Origin of the sequence: Natrialba chahannaoensis JCM 10990 (assembly GCF_000337135.1) — an archaeon.
GTDB lineage: Archaea > Halobacteriota > Halobacteria > Halobacteriales > Natrialbaceae > Natrialba > Natrialba chahannaoensis.
In genome coordinates this window covers 14,542-36,640 of the sequence record NZ_AOIN01000044.1, presented here as the reverse complement: position 1 = coordinate 36,640, position 22,099 = coordinate 14,542, and the positions used below count along the sequence as shown (strand labels likewise).

Here is a 22,099-nt window from a genome sequence, read left to right as displayed (position 1 = left end):
ACGACTCCGTTAGTCGTTCCCCGGCACACCGCCAGTCGCCGGGGGCTCCATATCCGCTTCGTCGATTTCGATCTCGTCTTCGTCTGCCTCTTCATCGCGAGCCTCCTTCTCTTCCTGTTCTTTCTTCTCCTTGATCTTCTTCAGCCGGAAGGTTTCCTCACGTTCCTGCTCCTCGAGCTTCTGCTCGATGTACTCCTGACTGTTGTAGAGGTCCGGCAGGAGCTTGAACTCGAGTGCGTTGACGCGGCGCTTGGTTGTCTCGATTTCGCGGAGCATCTTCTTCATCGCCGTCTCGACCTCTGCGGCGAGGATGATGCTCTCGAGGAGATCCTCGTAGGCCTCTGCGGCCTCGTCGATGCGCGCAGAGGTGCCCATAATACCGTAGCCGCGCTCACTGAGGTCTTTCGAGACGCGCGAGGATTCGATCTGCGGGACGACGACGCCCATGATGTTCTTCGATTCGGTGGTGATCTCGGGGTGTTCTTGCAGCGCAGCGGCAGCACCGCGGACGGCAACGTCACCCTCCATGGCGCGTGCCATGTTGATCTTGCGCTGGGCCTGATCGTAGTCGTCGGCCAGATCCCCGCGGACGTCCTGGGCCTTGTCCAGGATGTCCATGAACTCCATGATCAGCCCGTCCCGTTTCTTCTCGAGTGTCCCGTGCCCGCGTTCGGAGAGTTCGATCCGATCCTCGATCTCCATCAGGTTCTTGCGGGTGGGCTTGACGTCCTTGGCCATGTTGTGGGGAGATTGCGCCCCCAGTCGGATAACTGTTTACAGTTGTGTTCGCTCGGTCTGACAGTGGTGTTCGTGAAAGCGAGCCGCTATCGGCCTGGTTATCCCAGAAAGAGGTCGGTCAGATCGTTGGTCTTGCCGCCCTTGTAGAGTTCGGCGTAGCCGCAGTTAGTACAGGAGACGACCCGAAACCGCCGATTCTGTATGTCGAAGAATTTCGAGAAGCCGGTGCCAGTTGTCGAGATGTCGTCGACCTCCGTTTCTGTGTGGCCGCACTTGAGACAGCCTTTCTGCTCGCTGTCGGACCCGTGGCTGCCGTCGGTATTCCCAGTGCTGTCAACCACAGATTCAGTCTCGTACTCATCATCGAACATACACCGAACTGCGGCGACCGGTAGCAAATATTTTGTGCTCTACACGACGATCTAGAATCAAACCCATGGCCGCTGGATTTGCGTTCGTACTCATGCTGTTCATCACACTCGCGTTCACGGTCGGACTCTACCTTCTGATCGCGGGTGAAACGTCGAATCCGACAGTGATGGACCGCGAACAGGCAGAGGCCGAAGCCAAACGACGAGGTGGATTGCAACAGGGACAAAATCACAACCATAACCACCACGACCATGGTGAGCGAACTGCTCACGAGCCCGATGCCCGTTCCGACCACGAGAGAGCGACCGGCTCGCGTTCCGACAACGGGGTGCCAGGTTCCGACGACGGTGAGACGACCGACGGCAACACATCCGGATGGGAGTTCGACCACGAAACGTAAGCAGTGAAACAGTCCCTACCCAGTTCCGGTGAGACACTCTCTACTCGGATCCGGTGAGACACTCTCTACTCGGATCCGGTGAGACAGCCGCTATCCGATCCTGAGTGCGGGGAAAGGAAGAAAGATCTGCCTGAACGCTGCGACGCTTAGGCTTCGACTTCGGCTGTTTCTGCTTCGTCTTCGCGGTAGTGCTCTTCGATGAGGTCCTCGTCGATCCGGTTGAGTGCTTCCTTCGGGAGGTCCGAAAGCAGGTCCCAGCCGAGTTCGAGCGTCTCCTCGATGGAGCGGTTGTTGTCATAGCCCTGCTGGACGAACTCCGTCTCGAAGCGGTCGGCGAAGTCGAGGAACTTGTTGTCCCGATCGCTGAGCGCTTCGCGGCCGACAATGTTCACGAGGTCGCGCAGGTCCTCACCCTCTGCATAGGCGGCGTACATCTGGTCGGAGACATCGCCGTGGTCCTCGCGGGTCAGGCCCTCACCGATCCCGTCGTCCATCAGTCGTGAGAGCGATGGCAGGACGTTGACCGGCGGTTCGACACCCTGGCTGTTCAGGTTCCGGTCCATCACGATCTGACCTTCCGTAATGTAGCCAGTCAGGTCCGGAATCGGGTGCGTGTCGTCGTCGCCCGGCATCGTCAGGATCGGAATCTGGGTCACAGATCCGTCCTTGCCCTCGATACGACCGGCACGCTCGTAGAGCTGTGCCAGGTCGGTGTACATGTATCCGGGGTAGCCACGGCGACCCGGAACCTCCTCACGTGCAGCACCGATCTCGCGCAGTGCCTCACAGTAGTTCGTGATGTCGGTGAGGATAACGAGAACGTGGTAGTCCTTCTCGAATGCGAGATACTCGGCCGTCGTCAGGGCGAGACGCGGGGTAACTGTCCGCTCGACTGCGGGGTCGTCCGCGAGGTTCATGAAGACGACGGAGCGCTCGAGTGCGCCGGTGCGCTCGAAGTCGTCCATGAACTCGTTTGCCTCTTCCTGGGTAATCCCCATGGCACCGAAGATAACTGCGAACTCGGAGCCCTCCTCGTCGTCGCCAGCTTCCTCCTCTTCAGGCACCGTTGCCTGTCGAGCAATCTGGAGTGCGAGTTCGTTGTGGGGCAGCCCGGAACCGGAGAAGATCGGCAGCTTCTGGCCACGGACCAGGGTGTTCATCCCGTCGATACCGGAGACACCGGTCTGGATGAACTCCTCTGGGTACTCCCGCGAGAAGGGGTTGATCGCTTCCCCGACGATGTCTTCACGGGACTCGGGAACGATTTCCGGCCCGCCGTCGATCGGTTCTCCGGAACCGTCGAGGACGCGACCGAGCAGATCCTCCGTGACAGGCATCTTCATCGTTTCACCCAGGAATCGAACGGAGGCGTTGCGGTCGATACCGCCCGTTCCTTCGAACACCTGGATCGAGACGAGTCCGTCGCTCGATTCTAGTACCTGGCCGCGCAGCGTTCGTCCGTCGTCGGTTTCGATCTCGACGATTTCGTCGTAGCCGACGGGTTCGTCAACTTCGGCGAACACCAGCGGGCCGCTGATTTCAGTGATTGTCTGGTACTCTTTCATGATTAGTACAGGCTCCGAATCTGTTCTTCGAGCTCCGATTCGAGTTCGTCGATGAACTCGTTCCACTCATCGGACGTGTTCATCCGGTTCAGGCGCGGGCTCGCATCGACATCCGTGATCTCTTCGACCGGGACGCCCGCCTCGAGTGCATCGAATGCCTCGTCGTTGAACGTCTTGATCGCGAGCAGCATTCGGTAGGTCTTTTTCGGATCACAGTAGGTGTCGACGTCGTGGAACGCGTTCTGCTGTAGCCACGCCTCACGCAGATAGCGTGCGACTTCCAGCGTCAGCTGCTGGTCTTCAGGCAGTGCGTCCTTACCGACGAGCTGGACGATCTCCTGGAGTTCGTCCTCTTCGTCTAACACGTCGACGGCCCACTGACGGACCTCCGGCCAGTCATCCGCAACGTTGTCGCGGAACCACGGGTCGAGCTGCTGGCGATACAGCGAGTACGACTCGTTCCAGTTAATCGATGGGAAGTGCCGACGCTCTGCGAGGTCGGCGTCTAGCGCCCAGAACGTCTTGACGATACGCAGGGTGTTCTGGGTGACAGGCTCGGAGAAGTCGCCGCCAGGTGGCGAGACAGCGCCGATCGCCGTCACCGATCCCTCGGTGTCGTTGATGTTCTGGAACTTGCCAGCGCGCTCGTAGAACTCCGAGAGCGATGCGGCCAGATATGCGGGATACCCCTCTTCGCCGGGCATCTCCTCGAGTCGGCTCGAAATCTCACGCATGGCCTCTGCCCACCGGGAAGTGGAGTCAGCCATCAGCGCGACGTCGTAGCCCATGTCGCGGAAGTACTCCGCGATCGTAATCCCGGTGTAAATACAGGATTCACGGGCTGCGACAGGCATGTTGGACGTATTCGCAATAAGACACGTCCGGGACATGAGCGGCTTACCGGTCTTCGGGTCTTCCAGTTCGGGGAAGTCCTCGATGACCTCGGTCATCTCGTTGCCGCGCTCACCGCAGCCGACGTAGACGACGATGTCTGCGTCGGCCCACTTGGCGAGTTGGTGCTGAGTGACCGTCTTACCCGATCCGAACGGACCGGGAATCGCCGCAGTCCCACCCTTAGCGATTGGGAAGAGGCCGTCGAGAATCCGCTGTCCGCTGACCAGCGGGACCGTCGGCGTTTCCTTCGTGTCAGCAGGACGGGCCTGTCGAACGGGCCACTCCTGGTGCATCGTGATCTCCTCGCCGGAGGAGAGTTCCGCGACGACTTCGTCGACCGTGAACGCGCCGTTCTCGATCGATTCAATCTCACCACCCTCGTAATCCGGCGGAACCATCACCTTGTGGGTGATGCTCTCCGTTTCGGGGACTTCGCCGACGATATCGCCGGCTTCGACGGTGTCACCGACATCGACGGTCGGCGTGAACTCCCACTCCGTCTCGAAGTCGATCCCGGGGGCGTCGACGCCACGGTCCAAAAAGGCCGTTCCCATCTTCTCCTCGAGGACGTCGAGTGGACGCTGCACGCCGTCGTAGATGGCGTCCAGTACACCCGGTCCGAGGTCGACGCTCAGGGGTTCGCCCGTGTTCTCGACGGGTTCGCCTGGGCCGACGCCGGAGGTTTCTTCGTAGACCTGAATTGTGGTCAGGTTCCCTTCGATTTCGATGACCTCTCCCATCAGCCCTTCGTCGCCGACGTAGACGACGTCGTTCATCCGGGCGTCGAGGTCCGTGGCGGTCACAACAGGACCACTCACGCTTTCGATTACACCGTCTTGATCGACGGATTCGATGTCTTCTGCCTGGCTCATAGTGTTACTCGCTGTCGCTGTCTTCGTCCTCTTCCATCAGGTCGATACCGATCGCGCGTTTGATCTGGTCGCGCAGTCCGCCGCCACCGGTGCCGCTGCCGATCGTCACGACGACCGGTTCGACGCTGGTCTCGACGTTCTGGCGAACGTTTCGCGAGAGGTGATCGAGGTCGTCGTCGTGCATCACGACGATACCGACAGCCTCGTCGTCTAACGCCGTCGTAACGGCATCGTCTAGTTCCGACTCCTTCTCGTCGTCCGGGACGTTCTCGAATCGGCGAACGCCCGCGAGTCGGAACCCAGTGGTGAACTCCGGACTACCGACGACTGCAATTTCCTGGCTCATAGGATCACCAACTCCTCTTCAATCTCGCTCTCCGACAGGCCGACTTCTCGACCCCGTGCGATCGCGCGAATGTTCTCAACCTCGCGCTCCTTGGCGAGAATGTACGACAGCACGGCCGACACGGAGGCCGGATAGATACTCGAGAGCGTATCAGCGTACTGGAGCAACGCAGCGTCTAGTGCGTGCTCGAACTGGATAAGGCTGTCAGCCTCACGCAGTCGACCCAGTGCGCCCGAAAGTCGGTCGCCATAGCGCTTGTTCTCGGCGATGTGATCGACGAGCGCGTCGTAATCGCCGACGAGCCGGTTCAGATCCGACGCATCGAACAGCACACCGCCCTCGATGTAGTAGGCTGCCGGATCCAGATCTGCGCCGCTGCGTGCGAGTCGCAGTGCGTTCCGAGCGTTTCGGAAGTCGATCTCGGCCTGCAGGAACTCGATGTAGCGCGCTTCCGGCCCCTCCTGGGGCTGGGTTCTCCCTGGCGGCCGACTCACGTCTTCGAGTAGGTGCTCGTAGAACTCACGATCCAGCGCGTTCTCGAGTGGCACGAGCGCGCCGGTCTCTTCGTACTCCTCGTGGGCGGCCGAGAGCGATTCGTAGAAAATCGTTCCCGACACAACTTCGATCGCGTCCTCGATCGTGTCGACTTCGAGCAGTCGATCGATCGTCCGGTTGTCGAGTTCACCGGCGCGGATGAGGTCGGTCTGGACCTCCTCGGGGTCGGTCTCGGTGTAGATCCCGCGGATGACCGTCTTCAGGTTCATGACGTCGAACTTCCGCAGGTAGCGAGAGACAAGATCGTACAGTCGTCCCTCGGACCAGTCAAGGAGATCGTCGAAGTGCTTTGCGAGGTTGCGGTTCAGGGCGTACTCGATCAGGTCGACACCCGAAAAACGCGTTCCGAGCGCGTTGATCTCGCGTTCGTACTCCGTTTCCTCCATGAACCGCGCGATTTCACTCGGCCCCATCCGGATCAGCTTCCGATAGTCTTCGTCCGCGAACAGCGAGGCTCGGCGCGACCGAACGCGAGCGTTCACGTATTCCGGATTCGAGGCACCTAGACTCATTGCTCGAAGAGTTGGTTGCTGATCTCCCGGAGGTTGTCTTCCCACACGTCCTCGAGTAGCGAGTCGAACGTGTTGTTGACGCGAACACGGGACTGTTCGCTCTCGACGATGACACCGCCGAGACAGTCGTACTCGCCACCGAACGCGTAGCCCTCGTAGTCGTCGAGAATCGACTCAATCAGCTCCTGGTCGTCTGCGCGACCATAGACGCTGACATCGTCACCCTCGTCGAACTCCGTGCTCGCAGCGTCGAGGAGTGCACGGGTGAGCTCTTCACGCGTGTCGCCCTCGAGTGCGGTGAGTTCGGCCTCGACTTCCTCGCGGACGTCACCGAGGACGTCGCGGCGGGCCTCCAGGCGCTTTTGTTTCGCCTCCAGCTTGGCGCTGGAGAGTCGCTGTTCGCGCAACTGCTCGATCTCACGGTCGGCCTCCTGTTCGGCCGACTCGCGGATCTCCTCGGCGTCAGCCTCGGCTGCCGATTCGATCTCCTCGGCGCGAGCCTCACCCTCGTCGCGGATGTCCTCCGCACGCGCGTGGGCCTCATCTCGAATGTCTTCTACGACTGTGTCCAAACTCATTGTAAGAGAAGGGGGACGGAGTTATCCGACGATGAAGACGACGACCAGTGCCAGAATCACGAGCGTCTCAGGAAGGACGGTCATGATCAGGCCCGGAACGAACATGTCGTCGTCCTCGGCGATCGCGCCGACTGCAGCAGCGCCGATACCGCGCTCTGCGTAGCCAGCTGCGAGTGCTGCCAGACCGACTGCGATTGCTGCTGCGGCCTCGGCGTAGCCGACCGAGAGATTCTCTGCTGCTTCTGGGCTCATTGCCTCTCCGTTCTGCAGTACGATGTCAAGTGCTTCGATCATTTTTGTTTAGTCCTCACTGCGGGTTCGATCGTGTCCGAACGGTTCGTAGTTCTTTCCACCGCCATCATAAAACTTCCCAAAGAACTCGACGTACTCGAGCCTGATACCCTGCAATCCGGCACTTGTGATACCAAGTAACAAGACCAGAATGTGGCCAAGGATCAGGACGACTACACCGAATGCGAAGGCGGCGATTGCGACCGCGCCATCACCCATGTGGAAGAGTCCAGGGAACATCTCGACGGATCCCTCGGGAATCTCGTTCCACGGTGCGGCGAACGGGCGGCCTCCCTCAGTCGTCTCGTAGGCACCGAAGGTCAGCAGATTGACGACGAACGCCATCCCACCCTTTGCGAGCAGGACTGCCGTCATCCGGGCGTACGAGACGACGTGTGCGAACGGCATCGCGAACTCTGCGAGTTCGACCGGGTCACCGATGGCCAGCAGGACGATTCCTGCGATAACCATCAGGAACGGGAAGGTGACTTCGAAACCGCCGAGGTACGCAATATCGGCCGGGACGGTGAATACCGTCATCATATCGAAGCCACTGAAGCCGAAGTCGAACGGCTGGCCGTCGAATGCCGTGAAGATGAACTCCGGCTTGACGCCGGCTGCCTGGGGCGTGAACACCCAGACCCAGATGCCGTTGAGCATCAGGAGCCACGAGCCACTGTGGGTGATCGCACCCCAGAGACCGTGCCCGTGCTGGATGTTCTCGATGAAGTCGAGAATCCAGGCGATGTTCAGGTGCATCACACCGAGTGCGACAGCGACGATCAGCCACGCGTAGACGAAGTCAGCCGTCGCTGGTGAGAGTCCCTTATCGCCCATCGGCGCGCCGCCCTCGCCGAAGATCATGTACCCGAGTTCGTGTAGACCGAAGAACTCGCCGAACAGGATCCCGAAGAGGATCGTGAACGCACCAGCCCAGATCGCAACGCCACCGAGACTCGAGATTCCTGGGCTATCGAATCCCTTGTACATGTAGAACCCGATCAGGACGTACAGCAGTCCGTACCCGACGTCGCTGATCATGAATCCGAAGAACAGCGGGAACGTCAGGAACAGGAAGATCGTCGGATCGAGTTCGTTATATTTCGGCCGATTGACTGCCTGCACCAGCATTTCGAACGGCTTCGCCGCCGACGGATTATCCTGAATCGTCGGCGGTTCGTCGCCCATCGTCACCGCAGAGCCGCCGTCCGTGACGGCCTTTTGCTGTTGCTGGTTGTCGTCTTCGTTCGCGTCGGCCGACGGCTCGTCGTCTTCTTTCGCATCCTGCGTCCCCTGGTGGATGTCATCCGTATGGGTCCGACCGTGGCGGTCGTAACTCGCGCGCTCGAGTTCTTCGATCTCGAGGCTATCGCCGACCGCATCACGCAGGGCTGCTTTGAGCCGCTCGAGTTCGTCGGACGGGACCCAGCCTTCGGCAATGAAGGCACGGTCACTCGTCGCGAACTGCAGCGGCGCTTCCGCGCGCTGCACCTCGATGGTCAGCTCCGACTCAAGTTGGAGCAGGAACGAGCCCTCCTCGCGCTCGATTCGCTCGAGTTCGTCGTCGATCTCGTCGATCCGGGACTCGAGTTCGTACTTGCGATCCTCGAGTTCGGAGACGTACGCCGACGGACTCTGTTCGGTGTCCGGCACGTCGTATCGCGTGAACTCGATGCCGACAAGCGCGTCGTCGATGATATTGTCGGCGTCAGCGTCGCCAGCGCCTTCGACCGGATCGATCTCACCGGTCGGTGCAGCGACAATTGCGACGACGTCACCGCTGGTGAACGTCTCGTAGGCGCGGATGTCCTCGGCTGCGTTGAGTGCAACCTGGACCTCCGCCTCCGAGCCCTCACCAACGAGGACGTCGACCGTATCGTACCCCGACAACAGGTCGAGGTCGATACCGAGTTCCGCGAAGGGAGTGACACGGTCGATCCGTTCGTCGACCTGTCGTCGCTCTTCACGAACCTCGGTCTGCTGGTCGTCGAGTTCGTTGATCCGCGTGCGAACCTCTTCCAGTCGCTGTTCCCAGTTCTCCTCAAGTTGACCCTGACTCGATGCGTCCTCCTCGGACAGGCCAAGGGTGCTCTCGAGTGCCCGGACGGTGACGAGCTTCTCGGAGGCGTCGTCGGCACCCTCGATCGGGTTGCCGTTATCGAACCCCTCCCAGGAGCCGTCGTAGTCCGAGAGATGCACCAGATTCAGCTCGTGGATCGTCCCGATGACCGTGGGCATAACGCCCTTGGAGCCGGTCACCGAGACCTTGCTCATCCGTTCAGGTCTGAGCATGGACGTCCTCCTGGAACAGGGAGACGACGTGGTCCGTCACCTCGTCGACTCGGTTTTGGGCACGCTCGGCCAGCGCCTCGCGCTCCTGTTCACCCTCCTCGAGGACGCGTTCGCACTCCTGGTCGATCTCGTCACGCGCCTCCTCCAGGCGACGTTCTGTGAGATCTCGCGCCTCTTGTTCCGCTTCCGTGCGAATCTCCTCGGCACGTTCCCGGGCCTCGGCTATTCGCTCGTCGCGGTCGTTTTCTGCCAATGCGACGATCTCGTCGGCCTCTTCTTCCGCCGACTTAATTCGTTCGAGAACCTGTGGCCTCGGCATACTCTAAGCAAGGGAACGTTTGCGACAGCGCGTATATGGTAGTTGCGAAAGTACCTCGGTTCGAGTCGTCTCGAACCACCGCCTCGATGGCGCTCACGCCGGCGTGCTCCGACGCGGAACAGCAGACATATCCCGGTCCACCGAAAACTCCTTCGACAATGGGAATTCTCGAGAACAAAGCCCGTGCACGGCTGTTCTACAAGTACCTCTCGAAGGTCTACGATCAGGTGAACCCCTTCATCTGGAACGAGGACATGCGTGCGGACGCACTGTCACTACTTGATCTCGAGGAGGACATGACCGTACTCGACGTCGGCTGCGGTACCGGCTTTGCAACTGAGGGACTCCTCGAGCACGTCGAAGAAGTGTACGCACTCGACCAGAGTGAACACCAACTCGAGCAGGCCTACGCGAAGTTCGGCAAGCACGCTCCTCCGGTGCATTTCCACCGCGGTGACGCTGAACGACTTCCCTTCGCTACCGACACGTTCGATGTCGTCTGGTCCTCCGGCTCGATCGAGTACTGGCCGAACCCCATCCTCGCACTCCGCGAGTTCCGCCGCGTTCTGAAACCCGGCGGACAGGTGCTCGTCGTCGGTCCCAACTATCCGGACAACGTCATCGCCCAGCACCTCGCCGACTCGATCATGCTGTTCTACGACGAGTACGAGGCCGACGAGATGTTCAAACGCGCCGGCTTCGAGGACGTCAAACACGCGTTCATGGGGCCGTCTTACGATCCTGACGTTGCGATTACGACGATCGGCCGCGCACCGGAATAAGCCCTACAAGCCGCTCCAGTAGTACCACGGGTCAACCCACAAGACAACACTCACACCGCGATTGTCTCACGTTCTCCTATCTGCTGTCCCTCGACGGTGAGCGTTACCCGCACTACGTCACCGCTCTCGAGTAGCGGCTCATTCGTTTCCGCAATCGTGACACTCGCACGTTCACCAGACTGCCAAATGGTATCACTTCGTAGGTTGAACGGGCCGGACGGGCTTCCACGGAATCCGTCCGCACCGACGAACGGCACTGGTGGCTGGTACTCGAGTTCAGTCTCGTTGATCGCAACAGATACCGAAAGATCCGTGACGTCGATGTCGTCGCCGGCAGTGTGCTCGAGAGTGAGTGTTCCCTCGTCGCCGTCAGCGTGAACGTCGAACGAAACGGCCGGAACCGGCGTCGTGATCGCGACGCCGGAAACCGCAATGACGAGTATCGAAGCGAGGCAAACTGTTACGACAAGAAGGACGATACAACCGATGATCGGACTGAGTCCCCGACACTGTCGAGTAGACGTTTGATTACGGACTCGGTGATTGACGAGCCGATTGGGAGCAACTCTCGACACACTGCAGGGTGGCTGCGTCTTCTAATATAAACCAACGGATGGGCGTAACCCATTAAGTAGGAATAGGTGTTGCAGAGGACCAGTTCGGTACAGAGAGAAGGATAAGTGTGTCGTGCTCATTCGAAAGCTAACTGTCCACACATACGCGAGACGGGATCACACGAGAGACTCTTGGAGTGAATTAGTAGTGAGGCTGCTAAAGTGTTACCCATTCGATATTTGTATACTAACCCCTTCCCCTGACTCGTAGTTAACGGTAAGGTTGTACTCGCTGGTAGGTGGGAGGTAGGTAATCGTTCCGTCGTCATCGGTTTCTCCGAGTACGACACCATCAACCTCGACCATCGCTTGCGCTGGATCCCCTGTGTCTTTGTCGCTGGCGGTCAGTTCAACCGGACCAATAGCGGGTGTTTTGTTGAGCGTGAGCTCGAATTCTGAAAACGACCGGGTTTCTGTCTCTACTGTTGGAAGCGAACCGATCGGTACTTCCTGTGCCTCTCGATAGACTTCTCCGGTCCCTCCGTCAAGGAGGATATCGATGTCCCTGTTGTTATGTACTGCATCGATCAGGTAGAGGTTTTCACTGCTTCGGTCGTGGTAGTCTGTATTACTATGTTCTTCGACCCAGGGGTAGAGTTCCATCGCGCGGTCGTTTGCTTCAAACCCCTCGAACTGATTCGGAGCCCCCTCATCACGGTTATCGAATCGTACTGTTTCGGTGACGTACGTCTCCCCATCCAATATGGACAGTCGGTATCCGTCCTGAGAGGTTTGAATGCGGAATTCATACTGTTCTGTCGCGTCTTCCATGCTGCTCGCCGCATCGAGGTTCGTTCGGATCGTCGTCGTCTGGAAATCGAGAATTGTCCGATCAGCGCGCAACTGACGGGAAGAGAGGACATCCTCGGAGACGAGGTCGTCACTCGTTTCGAGTTCGGTGAGTGCGTTCTGCAATGCGGTTGCTTCGTAGTAGTTATGTAGTAACACCTGTGTCAACTCCCCGTCGCTGATGTCGCCCGCTGCGTGATCAGTGACTGCGTCTTGTTCCCGGTCGTTGAGTGACTCGATTCGATCTCTAAGTTGATCGTACGCGTTCTCAATCATCACCGCCTGTTCCGTCTCGTTCGCGCTGCCGAATTCGCGTTCGGCGAGAACGTACTGTTCGTGGTCGACCTGCAGTTGTGTCGTGCTACTTGTAAATGCAGACCCAAGGCTGGCCCCCGTCTCGGCGTGAGAACCGCGGATTTCACCAGTGAGTGGCAACTGATTCGTTGTGTTCTCGATTTCGATCGGGGTCGCCTGTTCGACAGTCGCATGCTGCAAATTGTGTTGGTCATACGTACCGCCGGCTACTCCACGTTCGGGAGAGGCCGCGACAACCGTAATCGCGGGCAGCGAACAAACGAGAAGCAACGCGAGGAGGGCAGGGGTCGCGCTGTTCATTGTGCTGCCGTACGAACTCCTGATACAAAAACTGGTCGCACTTACGAACTCACTGATCCGCAACACTACACAGATCATTTACTGTTCAATTCAGATATCGTTTGGGAATGCAAAGTCCGAGGCGACATTATTACGACAATATTGAATGCTACTAGTACAGATAGAATGAGGTATTTGACCGCTATGAACCGCGTGAAATACGAATATAGCGCTCGAACGAGCACAGACGTTCAGTTGACTCAATTTACAGTGACAATCGTGCGAAGCGAGATTGTTTATACTTATTTTACAGCTACTGCCACCACAGTAAGGCAGTATTATCTGCTGTGGAAACGCTTTGCGAGTGCTGATAACGATTTATTTGTCGATGGAAAGGGTTTTTTCCCCCGGGAAACCACCAGTTGATAGGTATGCGGTTGTCCACCGCCGTTACACTCACCCTCGTTGCCCTCCTCGTTACTGCCGCTTCCGGTGCGGTGGTCGCGACGCCGACTGCAGCTGCCGGCGATCCTGCTCCAGGAGCCACTACTGGCTCTCAGGCGGAACTCAAACAGCCAGCAGCAACGCAGACAGCTCCATCGGCCAGTATCGATCCATCACACGGCGAACCCGCTGAAATTGAACAGATCATACGGATCAACGTCAGCGATAATGGTGATGCTCATTGGAGTCTCGAGTATCGATTTATCCTCGAAGATGAGAAACAAACCGACGCGTTCACGGATTTCGCTACCGATGTCGTTGCCAACGAACGGCACGTTGATACACCAATACAGGCCGTTCGAAACCAGGTGTCAACAGCTGATGCCGAGACCGACCGCGAGATGTCGATCTTCGGTGCAGGCTGGGACGGCTACGATGTCCGGTCGTACGACGACGACATCGAAACGGAAGACGATCCCGTGGGTGACCACGACGGGACTGAAATCGGTGTCATTACCTACACGTTCACCTGGACGAACTTCGCCGACACAGACGGAGATCGAATCTACCTCGGCGACGCGCTCCAGATGAGCGACAGTGATCGTCCCGCTATCGCCGAACTCTCAGACGGACACCGACTCGTCATCGAATCACCACCCAACTACGGTCTACAGACACCAACCCAACTCACCTGGAACGGATACCACGAATTCAGTGATGACGAGTTCGAAATCGTCTTCCTGCGTGGCGCTCAGTCAGGCGGACTCCTTTCGTGGGTTACACTCCCCATCGGTCTCGCTGCCATCACACTCATCGGTGTGGTTGCATTTGGCGTTCTTGTTGCCTATCGCTACAGCCGAAACGAACCGATCCAAGTACTGTCAAATACACGGCTCAAAGATGATACAGACACAGACGAACGGGCCAGAGCGACCACACCGCCACGTGAGGGCAACGTCCCCCCATCAGAGACGGACTCTACGACGGCCGCCGGTGCTAATGCAGACGGCACGCAACTCGAGTACGCCGAGCCTGCGGACGAGGATATCGACCCAGAATTGTTGAGCGATGAAGAGCGGGTACAGCGGATGCTCGCGGGCAACGGTGGCCGAATGAAGCAGGCGGCGATCGTCTCGGAGACGGGCTGGTCGAACGCGAAGGTGTCGCAGTTGCTGTCGCAGATGGACGAGGATGGGCAGATTGAGAAGTTGCGGATCGGCCGTGAGAATCTGATTACATTGCCGGAAGTCGATCCGACGGAGATCGACTGAGCGGTTCGATTTGTACGCGATACGTTCGGTACGCGGTATCGAGAACACATGACCGAGTCGTAGCTGGACGCGACAATCGATGACCGGCGGACGATGGCTCCGAAATGAGCGCAAGCAGTAAGCAACCGGCTGTATGAAGGCGGCAAAAAGCGGGCCCGATAGGTATTTCATGCGCGACTCACAGTCGTTTGTATGGAAACCTTCAGCATCGTTGCAGCTGGTCTTTTCGTATCCGGCTGTGCGTACTCGCTGCTTCGCGTATACTGGGACGACGATGCAGTCAACTGGCTTGGATAGCGGAAAGAAACGGGACCGGTCGTGGTTACGCTACCGGCGTTCGCTCGCGGGACAACGATCTACGCCAGCGGCGTTCGTTCGACAACCTGCCCGTCGTAGCTCGGGTACTGCTCGACGATTTCGCCGTCATCGAGATCACCTTCCTCGATCATCTCCTCTAGAAGCCACCAGGCGACTTCGACGTGCTCGGACTTGACGGTGTAGAACTCTTCCGGGACGCCGAGTTCGGCGAAGCGTTCCGGCTCGGTGTAGGTCTTCCCGTAGACCAGCGTGCCGTCGTCAGTCACGTCGTCAAACTCGCGGCGGACGTTGCGAGCCATGCGTTTCAGTCGCCGGCGATGCTGGGCAGCGTCCTTGAAGACGGAGGTGCAGAAGTAGACGCGCTCGTGGTCGCCCATCACGTCGAGAATATCGTCACGAGAACCGTCGACGGCGCTCATGTGGCCCTCCTTGAGCTCGTACCCCTCCTGCTGCATCCGACGGTAGTTGCCCTGGGACATTTCGAACTCGTTGACGTTACAGAAGTCCGCTGCGCCCTCGTCTAAGAACTCGAGGAACTCCTCCTCAGCGCGGATACCGGGAATCTCGAACGCAGGGGTGAGTCCTTCTTCGCGGGCGATGTAGAGGATGTCCTCCCACTCGGTGCCGTGGAGGTCACCCCAGAGTTCGTACGGCGGGTGGAACCGAATTTCGTCGAGGCCGGCCTCCGAGAGTTTGCGCATGTTCTCGCGGCCACCCGTGATACCCGTATAGAGATGGGTGTGGTGGTCCTCTCCGAACTCGTCTTTCAGGAGTTCCAGGTAGTGGCAGGTCCGCTCGAGTGCCTCCTGTGGTTCGCCGCCCGTGATCGAGGTGCCGAGGGCGTCCATCCGGTAGGCCTGCTCGAGGACGTCCTCGTCGGACTCGACGCGGCGTTCGTTCGCGTAGACGTCGGTGACGTTCTTGCGGTTCTCGCCAAGTGGGCAGTAAAAGCAGTCGCGCTGGTCGCAGTAGCCGTAGACGAACAGCACCATCTTGCCACCCTTCGCGCACTGCTCACAGCCCTTCGAGATCATTCAGTACACCGGGTTATCGGCGCGCGTTCAAAAACTGCACGGATCCATACCGCTGTTATCCCCGATTTGGGAAGTGTTCGTGGATCACACGGACCTCAGGAAGCATGAAACGGACGTAGCTGGCTCCCGGTTCCAAACTCCCGATTGCAGTATGTGCTGGCCATCGGCGTGGCAGACGCAAGCGGCCGCGAGCGCGAGCACGGACAGCCCAGAAAAGGCATATACCGCCCCGACAAACATTCGGCCGATGCTGTTGGTCCTCTGTGTCGACCTCGACGACGACCTCGGTCGCAAGACCGGGTTCTCGACGCCGGTTATCGGCCGTGATCCTGTCGAAGAGGCAGGTGTCGCGCTCGCGACCGCAGACCCGGAAGACTCGGACGTCAACGTCATCTTCCAGGGACTGCACATCTACGACGACTTAGATGCACGCGATGAGAGCGTCGAAGTCGCCGTCGTCACCGGCAACGACGAAGGCGACGTCAACGCCAACCGCGAAGTTGGCGACGAAGTCGACACCGTCCTCGCGAGCCTCTCCACCTCGGAGGACGTGACCACCCTCGTCGTCACCGACGGCGCACAGGACGAATCCGTCATCCCAATCATCCGCTCGCGCGTGCCGATCGACGGCGTCCGGCGCGTCGTCGTCAGGCAGGCCCAGAACCTAGAATCGATGTACTACACCATCAAGCAGGTGCTCGACGACCCCGAAACACGGGGAACGATCCTGATCCCGCTCGGCATTCTGCTGCTCATCTACCCGCTCGCGCTGATCGGCAGCGCACTCGAGATGCCCGGCTTCGTGCTCGGGACCACGTCGGCGCTGCTCGGCTTCTATCTCATCTCCCGCGGGCTCGGGCTCGGCGAGCGACTCGACGCAGCCGTCGAGCGCGCTCGGCGGTCCCTGTACGCCGGACGGACGACCCTGCTCGCGTACGTCGTCGCGGCAGCACTGTTCGTTCTCGGTGGCGTGAGCGGGATAAACACCCTCGAATCGATCCAGGAGGACGCTGCGGGCGAGGTCGGCATCCCGGTCATGCTCGCCGCACTCGTCTACGGCTCCGTCCAGTGGATCGCCGCCGCGGGTGTGACAACCAGCCTCGGCCAGATTACCGACGAGTACATCGCAGGGACACTCGAGTGGCGCTATCTCAACGCGCCGTTCTACGTGTTGTCGATTGCGATCGTCCTCTATGCGGTGAGTGCGTTCTTCCTCGACGAGGCGGGGATTGCGTTTCTCGCGGCGGCGCTGACGGCGGGGACGCTGCTGGGGATCGTAAGTACGTTGGCGTTTGCGATCGTCGAGTCGCGGTTGTCGGGATCGGCGGGAGATGCGGAAACGGAGCAAGAAGAGCGGGCGAAGGCGGACGGGGCACACTGATCGGAGACCAGAGACCAGAGATCTGAGATCGTTTGGGAACGGTGACGGTACCGCTTCGCTACCGCTCGCGTTCGACAACAAACTCCGCAAGCTCTCGGAGATATAGCTCTGCCTCCGGATCAGCGACCTCAACCCGGTCAAGCGCCTCGAGCGCGCGGTCGGCTTCCGCTCGCGCACGCGAGTTAGCTTCATCGGGCGTGAGGTCGGTCACCTGCACGACTGAGGGGCGGTCCATCTCGGCGTCGTGTCCAGTAGGCTTGCCGAGTTCCTCGACATCGGAGATTTCGTCCAGCACGTCGTCTCTGATCTGGAAGGCGACGCCGACGCGTTCTGCGTACTCGCCGAGCGCTTCAACCGTGAACGGGTCCGAGTCGGCTGCGATCGCACCAAGTTCGGCCGCGGCGCGAAAGAGTGCGCCGGTTTTGCGGCGTGCGAGGGTCATGTACTCGTCCTCGTTCGACGGCATAGCGGAGAGTTCGGTCGCCTCGCCGACGCCGAGTTCGACCATAGACTCGGTGACAACGCGCATCGCGTCAGGGTCGGACGCGAAGAGATCGAAGGCTTCCCCGAGGAGGCCGTCGCTGGTGATGATCGCTGGCCCGTAGCCGAACTCGGCCCAGGCGCTTTCGGTGCCACGGCGTAGCTCCGAGCGGTCGATGATGTCGTCGATGACGAGCGAGGCGTTGTGGACGAGTTCGATGCCGACACCGAACTCGACGGCATCCTCGGCGGTTCCGCCCACAGTCTCGCAGGCGAGGATCGTGACCATGGGTCGGACGCGCTTGCCTCCGGAGAGCGTGACGTGGCGAACCTCCTCGCTGAGCGTCTCCGGGTCAACACTGTCGACGACCTCGTGGAGTCGCTCCTCGATTAGCGCCCGCCGGCGCTCCAGCAGTTCCATTGCCAGCGTTTGGGCAGGTGGTAAAAAGTACGTGACGGTTCGGAAGGCGACGCGTCGGAAGGCGGCACATGAATCCGTGCCGTCCTACAGGAGCACGATGGAACGATGGGAGATGAATATCACAGCCCAGTCACGGATTCGGCGACCCAGTGCCACCGTACCCGACTGTATCAAACGGCTGGAGGACGATGAGCTGACAGTCTAGTTACCGCCGTCGCCGACCTCCTCGTAGGTGAATGGATCGTCGACCGGTTCGTCGCCACTCCCGTCACCATCGTCTGCGGCGTCAGTGATACCGTCAGTTTCGCTATCGCTTTCGCTCGTATCATCGTCGCCAGCAGCCGTCTCGTCGTCCGCGTTGGCTGTGGAAACCACGCTCTCGTCGAACTCGAGTGCGGCTCCATCGTTATCGTTATCGTCATCGTCATCGTCATCGTCATCGCCACCGACGGTGTCATCGTCGTATTCGTCGCCGAGCACGTCGCCGCTCTCGAGTGTATCGAGATCAGCGACCGCTGCATCGCCATCGGCATCGGTGTCGAAGCGGTCGAGCATCTCGTTGAGCTGGGCGGCCTGGTTGGTGAGCGAGCCAGCACTCTTGGTGACTTCGGAGAGTGCAGAGGTCTGTTCCTCTGCGGCGGCGGCGACGCGCTGGGATTCGGTCGCCGTCGAGTCGGAGATGTCGGTCGCGGTCGAGACCATCGCGACGACCTCCTGGGTCGAGGCGGCCTGCTGTTCGGTGGTCGCCGAAATCTCCTGGACGCCGTCGTTGGTCTCCTGTGCGTAGTCGGCGATTTCGTCGAGTGCCTCCGCGGCGTTTTCGACGGCGTTGACGTGCGAGGAAATCTTGTCCGCGGTCTTCTGTACCTCCGTCGCGGTTCGCTCGGTACGGTCGTTGATCCGTTCCAAGCGCGTCTCGATGTCTTCGGCCGTCTCTTTCGTGTCGGCGGCGAGTTCCTTGACCTCGGCGGCGACGACCGCGAAGCCGTCACCCTGGGAGTCGCCGTCGCCGCTGCGGGAGGCCTCGATGTTCGCGTTCAGGGCGAGCATGTTGGTCTCGCGGGCGACCTCAGTGATAAACTCGATCAGTTCGTCGATCTGTTCCATCTCCGCGGTGAGCTCCTCGATCGCTTCGACGGTCTCGGTCGATTCCGCCTCGATTTCGTGCATTCCCTCGATTGCGTCACGTGCGGCTTCGCGACCGTACCGGCCGGTCTCTGCCGTCTGCTCCGCGATATCTGCGACCTGGTTCGAGGAGGCAGCGATCTGCTCGGTCGTCGCCGAGAGACCACTCATCTCGTCGGAGACCGCCTGCAGATTCTCGTTCTGTCGGTCTGCACCGTCGGAAATCTCCTGAATGGAGTTACTGACCTGCCCGGAGGCAGAACGCACTTCCTCGGCGCTGGCCGTGACTTCCTCGCTGGCAACGGCCACCTCGTTCGCGAAGGACTTGACGTGAGCCGTCGTCGCCTCGAGTTCTTCGACCATTTCGTTGAACGCGTGGGCGATGTCGGTCATCGCCTCGTTCTCGCTCTCGGGGTCGAGCCGCCGGGTGAGATCACCCTCGGCACAGACCTCCATCACGTCGCGGTACTCGTCGGCCTTCGACTCGAGGTGGCGGTTCATCGCCTCGGTTTCCTCACGGGCCGATTCGGCGTCTGCGCGGGCGGACTCGGCTTCCATGATCTGGTTTCGCAGCGAGGTCCGCATGCTGTCGAGACCATCGTAGAGACGGCCGATCTCGTCGATGCGAGCGGTCTGTAAGTCGACGTCAAGATCGCCGTTCTCCATTGACTCCGTCCGGTCGCGCAGTTCTGCAAGCGGCACAACTGTCTGGCGGCCGAGCACGATGCCGACGAGTCCGAGCGCAACCAGGCTCACAAGTATCATCGCGATGATGTTCGTTCCAACGTCGCTCGCGACGCCGTAGGCCTGCTCGGTCGGCACGGTCGTCACCGCGACCCACTGGGTGTCCCCGACCGGCACGTAGGCTTGGACCACGTCATCGTCTTCGACCTGCCCCAGCCGACCGCCGAGCGCCGCCTCGATGGCGTCCTCGTCGGTCGTCACGGAGAGTTCGCTCTGCCCAGTCTGGAAGATTGGGTTTCCACGCTGGTCGACGATCGCCGTCGATCCTGCCGCGCCGTCCTGTTGGAGCTGGTCCACATGGTACTCGAGTGTCCCGATGACGACGACGACGCGGTCGTCCTGTTCGGGGACCGGGCTCGCAAAGGCCATCACCTGATCATCGAGCACGGCGGACTCGTAGGCCTGCTCAGAGTGCCAGACATCCTCGCCAAAGGAGAGTTCGCTGGCGAAGTCCGTCTCGGCCCACGGGTCGTCGACGGCCGTGAGTTCGCTCCCGCGAATCTCAGCGTCCGTGCTCGTGAGGACCGCGTCCTCGCTCGTATCGACGTAGTGTATCGCTCGGACATCGACGCCCATTCGGGCCTGTTCTTCGATGATTGCGCCCTGGACTGCCTGCACGTCGTCGTCCTGGATACCCGGTGACGCGGACGCCGTTCGCGTCTGGACGTGCATCGATTCGACCCAGTTGCCGATACCATCGGCCTGGAGTTCGGCGGTCGACTCGAGTTGTTCGTTCGAGTCAGCCCGCACGGTGTCGTCGATTTCGGCGTAACTGACGGCACCGACAGCGCCGATGACGAGCACGACGGCGAGGATGGAGATGACGAACTTGAGCAGGTATCGGCGTCGGATAAACGACGGGACGAGTTTGGCGAGCAGCGACATTAGACGCTCACCCGGTCGAGTTCAGTGATACCACCATCTGCTGATTCATCGAACTCCCAGTAGGAAAAGCTCGAACCGCGGACGTCCCCGTGTTGGTCAAACGTGACCGAACTCGAAGCGCCCTCGTAGGCGACGTTTTCACCCTGGGCGGCGAGTTCGAGTCCTTCGTCGAGGTTCTCGGGTGTGATGGTCGTTCCCGGGCTGTAGGTGACAGCCTGCATGGCGTTTCTGATCGCCGTGCCCTCGTTCTGGCCGGCGTAGGCGTTCGCGAGCAACAGCGCCGCCGTCGCGTCGTAGGCGTGAGCAGTAAAGAGTCCCGGGCTCTCACCGTAGGCGCTCTCGTACTGCTCGCTGAACGTCTCGTAGCCTGGTCCGCTGGCGATTGGCGCAGTGCCGCGAATGCCATCGAGCGAAGAGTCAGTCGACTCATGAAGCGCGCCAGCTTGCATTCCTTCGGTGACGAGCACTTCGACGTCGTCACGTGCGCCGGTTGCAGCCAGATCATCGAACAGTTGTTCCCCGGTATCGGGGTAGCCGACGACAATCAGAAGCTCCGGATTGTCTGCCATCGCCGTCTCGATGACATTGTCGTAGGAGTCTGCACCTTCGGTGACCGGCACTTCGGCCGTCACGGTCGCGCCGTGATCGGTTTCGAACGCCTGCGAGAACGCCTGCGTGAGCTGCCAGCCGTAGTCGTTGTCGACGTACAGAACCGCTGCGCGCTCCGTTCCGAGGTCCGTAACGGCCTGCTCGGCGAGGACGAGCGCCTGCAGCGAGTCAGAGAGTGCCGTCCGGAAGACGAGGCCGGCATCGTTCACTGACGTGATCGTTGGCGACGTTGCACCTGGAGAACAGTTGACCACTCGATAGGGGATCAACATCTGCTGAGTCGCCTGCAACGTCACGTCGGATGCCAGCGGCCCGTTGACCATCGGGTACCCGTCATCAACAAGCGCAGCGGCACTCTGGACGCCTGCCGATGGAGCGGTTTCCGTATCGACAACCGTGTAGTCGATGTCGAGGCTGACCTCGTCTTCGAACTGTTCGATCGGTAACAGCGCGGCATCGCGCGTCGTCTCCCCAAAACTTTCGAGTTCCCCGCTCAGCGGAGACATGATACCGAGTCTGAGCGTTCGATCTGTCCCGCCGACTGAGTCGGCGGCCCCTACCTCTGATTCGAATCCGGGAACGTCAGAAAGGCACCCGGCCAGGCCGCCAAGTGACGCGGCACCAGCCCCCACCAGAAGTTCCCGTCGCTTCGGTCGAAACGTCATATCCGTGGTATCAAATTACTGGTTTATAATTCTGCTGTACAGTCACTGGAGCGTTCATACAGATACCTGACATGGTGGCGAACGCAAAAGCTATCCTTGGTCGTCCTATGGTCGGGGTTTCACCGGGGAAATACAGTGTGACCGGTGAGTGATACAAGACACACTCGCGTCGAGTAGTTTGGCTTCGCGGGAACGATATGAAAAATCGT

General features: G+C 60.0%; 20 protein-coding genes. 4 read left to right on the top strand and 16 right to left on the bottom strand.

What is annotated here, in order from left to right; translation table 11 throughout:
* Window positions 1-9 precede the first annotated feature (9 nt).
* Together C482_RS06635 and C482_RS06630 are read right to left on the bottom strand one after the other, a co-directional pair.
* Window positions 10-738, bottom strand: coding sequence for a V-type ATP synthase subunit D (locus tag C482_RS06635; protein ID WP_049896535.1), 729 nt, complete (start codon window positions 736-738; stop codon window positions 10-12).
* Window positions 739-836: 98 nt separating this feature from the next.
* Window positions 837-1,109 carry a zinc ribbon domain-containing protein gene (locus C482_RS06630; protein WP_006166749.1) on the bottom strand — a complete coding sequence of 91 codons (273 nt, stop codon included), beginning with the start codon at window positions 1,107-1,109 and terminating at the stop codon, window positions 837-839.
* A gap of 65 nt (window positions 1,110-1,174) precedes the next feature.
* On the opposite strand from C482_RS06630, the gene C482_RS06625 reads away from it, so the two are divergent.
* Window positions 1,175-1,510 carry a hypothetical protein gene (locus C482_RS06625; RefSeq protein WP_006166748.1) on the top strand — a complete coding sequence of 112 codons (336 nt, stop codon included), beginning with the start codon at window positions 1,175-1,177 and terminating at the stop codon, window positions 1,508-1,510.
* A gap of 146 nt (window positions 1,511-1,656) precedes the next feature.
* Here the strand turns inward: C482_RS06625 and C482_RS06620 are convergent, their stop codons facing one another.
* The 8 genes from C482_RS06620 to ahaH are packed head-to-tail and all read right to left on the bottom strand — an operon-like array spanning window position 1,657 to window position 9,734.
* Window positions 1,657-3,075, bottom strand: coding sequence for an ATP synthase subunit B (locus C482_RS06620; RefSeq protein WP_006166747.1), 1,419 nt, complete (start codon window positions 3,073-3,075; stop codon window positions 1,657-1,659).
* Between the two features lie 2 nt (window positions 3,076-3,077).
* Complete coding sequence (locus C482_RS06615) at window positions 3,078-4,841, bottom strand: ATP synthase subunit A (protein WP_006166746.1); 1,764 nt, start codon at window positions 4,839-4,841, stop codon at window positions 3,078-3,080.
* 4 nt (window positions 4,842-4,845) lie between these two features.
* Window positions 4,846-5,187 carry a V-type ATP synthase subunit F gene (locus C482_RS06610; protein ID WP_006166745.1) on the bottom strand — a complete coding sequence of 114 codons (342 nt, stop codon included), beginning with the start codon at window positions 5,185-5,187 and terminating at the stop codon, window positions 4,846-4,848.
* Window positions 5,184-6,254 (bottom strand): V-type ATP synthase subunit C, encoded by a 1,071-nt coding sequence (locus C482_RS06605; RefSeq protein WP_006166744.1) that lies wholly within the window; start codon window positions 6,252-6,254, stop codon window positions 5,184-5,186. The genes C482_RS06610 and C482_RS06605 overlap by 4 nt, the downstream gene beginning before the upstream one ends.
* Window positions 6,251-6,832 (bottom strand): V-type ATP synthase subunit E, encoded by a 582-nt coding sequence (locus C482_RS06600; RefSeq protein WP_006166743.1) that lies wholly within the window; start codon window positions 6,830-6,832, stop codon window positions 6,251-6,253. The genes C482_RS06605 and C482_RS06600 overlap by 4 nt, the downstream gene beginning before the upstream one ends.
* 21 nt (window positions 6,833-6,853) lie before the next feature.
* Window positions 6,854-7,126, bottom strand: a complete 273-nt coding sequence (locus C482_RS06595; protein ID WP_004268043.1) for a hypothetical protein — start codon at window positions 7,124-7,126, stop codon at window positions 6,854-6,856.
* 6 nt (window positions 7,127-7,132) lie between these two features.
* Complete coding sequence (locus C482_RS06590; protein WP_006166742.1) at window positions 7,133-9,397, bottom strand: V-type ATP synthase subunit I; 2,265 nt, start codon at window positions 9,395-9,397, stop codon at window positions 7,133-7,135.
* Between the two features lie 4 nt (window positions 9,398-9,401).
* The gene (gene ahaH, locus C482_RS06585) at window positions 9,402-9,734 is read right to left on the bottom strand and encodes an ATP synthase archaeal subunit H (RefSeq protein WP_006166741.1); all 333 of its coding nucleotides are present in this window, start codon (window positions 9,732-9,734) and stop codon (window positions 9,402-9,404) included.
* A gap of 158 nt (window positions 9,735-9,892) precedes the next feature.
* On the opposite strand from ahaH, the gene C482_RS06580 reads away from it, so the two are divergent.
* Window positions 9,893-10,516, top strand: coding sequence for a methyltransferase domain-containing protein (locus C482_RS06580; protein WP_006166740.1), 624 nt, complete (start codon window positions 9,893-9,895; stop codon window positions 10,514-10,516).
* Window positions 10,517-10,566: 50 nt separating this feature from the next.
* On the opposite strand, the gene C482_RS06575 is transcribed toward C482_RS06580, so the two are convergent.
* A complete protein-coding gene (locus C482_RS06575) occupies window positions 10,567-11,091 on the bottom strand; it encodes a type IV pilin N-terminal domain-containing protein (RefSeq protein WP_006166739.1) in 525 nt (174 codons plus the stop codon).
* Window positions 11,092-11,295: 204 nt separating this feature from the next.
* The gene (locus tag C482_RS06570) at window positions 11,296-12,534 is read right to left on the bottom strand and encodes a DUF7096 domain-containing protein (protein WP_006166738.1); all 1,239 of its coding nucleotides are present in this window, start codon (window positions 12,532-12,534) and stop codon (window positions 11,296-11,298) included.
* Between the two features lie 410 nt (window positions 12,535-12,944).
* Between C482_RS06570 and C482_RS06565 the strand changes: the two genes are divergently transcribed.
* On the top strand, window positions 12,945-14,228 hold the full coding sequence (locus tag C482_RS06565; protein WP_006166737.1) for a helix-turn-helix transcriptional regulator: 1,284 nt from the start codon (window positions 12,945-12,947) through the stop codon (window positions 14,226-14,228).
* A 356-nt stretch (window positions 14,229-14,584) separates the two neighbouring features.
* On the opposite strand, the gene C482_RS06560 is transcribed toward C482_RS06565, so the two are convergent.
* Window positions 14,585-15,580 (bottom strand): radical SAM protein, encoded by a 996-nt coding sequence (locus tag C482_RS06560; RefSeq protein WP_006166735.1) that lies wholly within the window; start codon window positions 15,578-15,580, stop codon window positions 14,585-14,587.
* 247 nt (window positions 15,581-15,827) lie between these two features.
* On the opposite strand from C482_RS06560, the gene C482_RS06555 reads away from it, so the two are divergent.
* Entirely contained in the window at window positions 15,828-16,961 is a 1,134-nt protein-coding gene (locus C482_RS06555) for a DUF373 family protein (RefSeq protein WP_006166734.1), read from the top strand.
* Window positions 16,962-17,019: 58 nt separating this feature from the next.
* Here the strand turns inward: C482_RS06555 and C482_RS06550 are convergent, their stop codons facing one another.
* The 3 genes from C482_RS06550 to C482_RS06540 all read right to left on the bottom strand — a co-directional run bounded on the left by C482_RS06550 (window position 17,020) and on the right by C482_RS06540 (window position 21,890).
* Window positions 17,020-17,862 carry a polyprenyl synthetase family protein gene (locus C482_RS06550; RefSeq protein WP_006166733.1) on the bottom strand — a complete coding sequence of 281 codons (843 nt, stop codon included), beginning with the start codon at window positions 17,860-17,862 and terminating at the stop codon, window positions 17,020-17,022.
* 201 nt (window positions 17,863-18,063) lie between these two features.
* On the bottom strand, window positions 18,064-20,616 hold the full coding sequence (locus tag C482_RS06545) for a methyl-accepting chemotaxis protein (RefSeq protein WP_006166732.1): 2,553 nt from the start codon (window positions 20,614-20,616) through the stop codon (window positions 18,064-18,066).
* Window positions 20,616-21,890 (bottom strand): ABC transporter substrate-binding protein, encoded by a 1,275-nt coding sequence (locus C482_RS06540; RefSeq protein ID WP_006166731.1) that lies wholly within the window; start codon window positions 21,888-21,890, stop codon window positions 20,616-20,618. Before C482_RS06540 ends, C482_RS06545 begins: the two co-directional genes overlap by 1 nt.
* Window positions 21,891-22,099 lie beyond the last annotated feature (209 nt).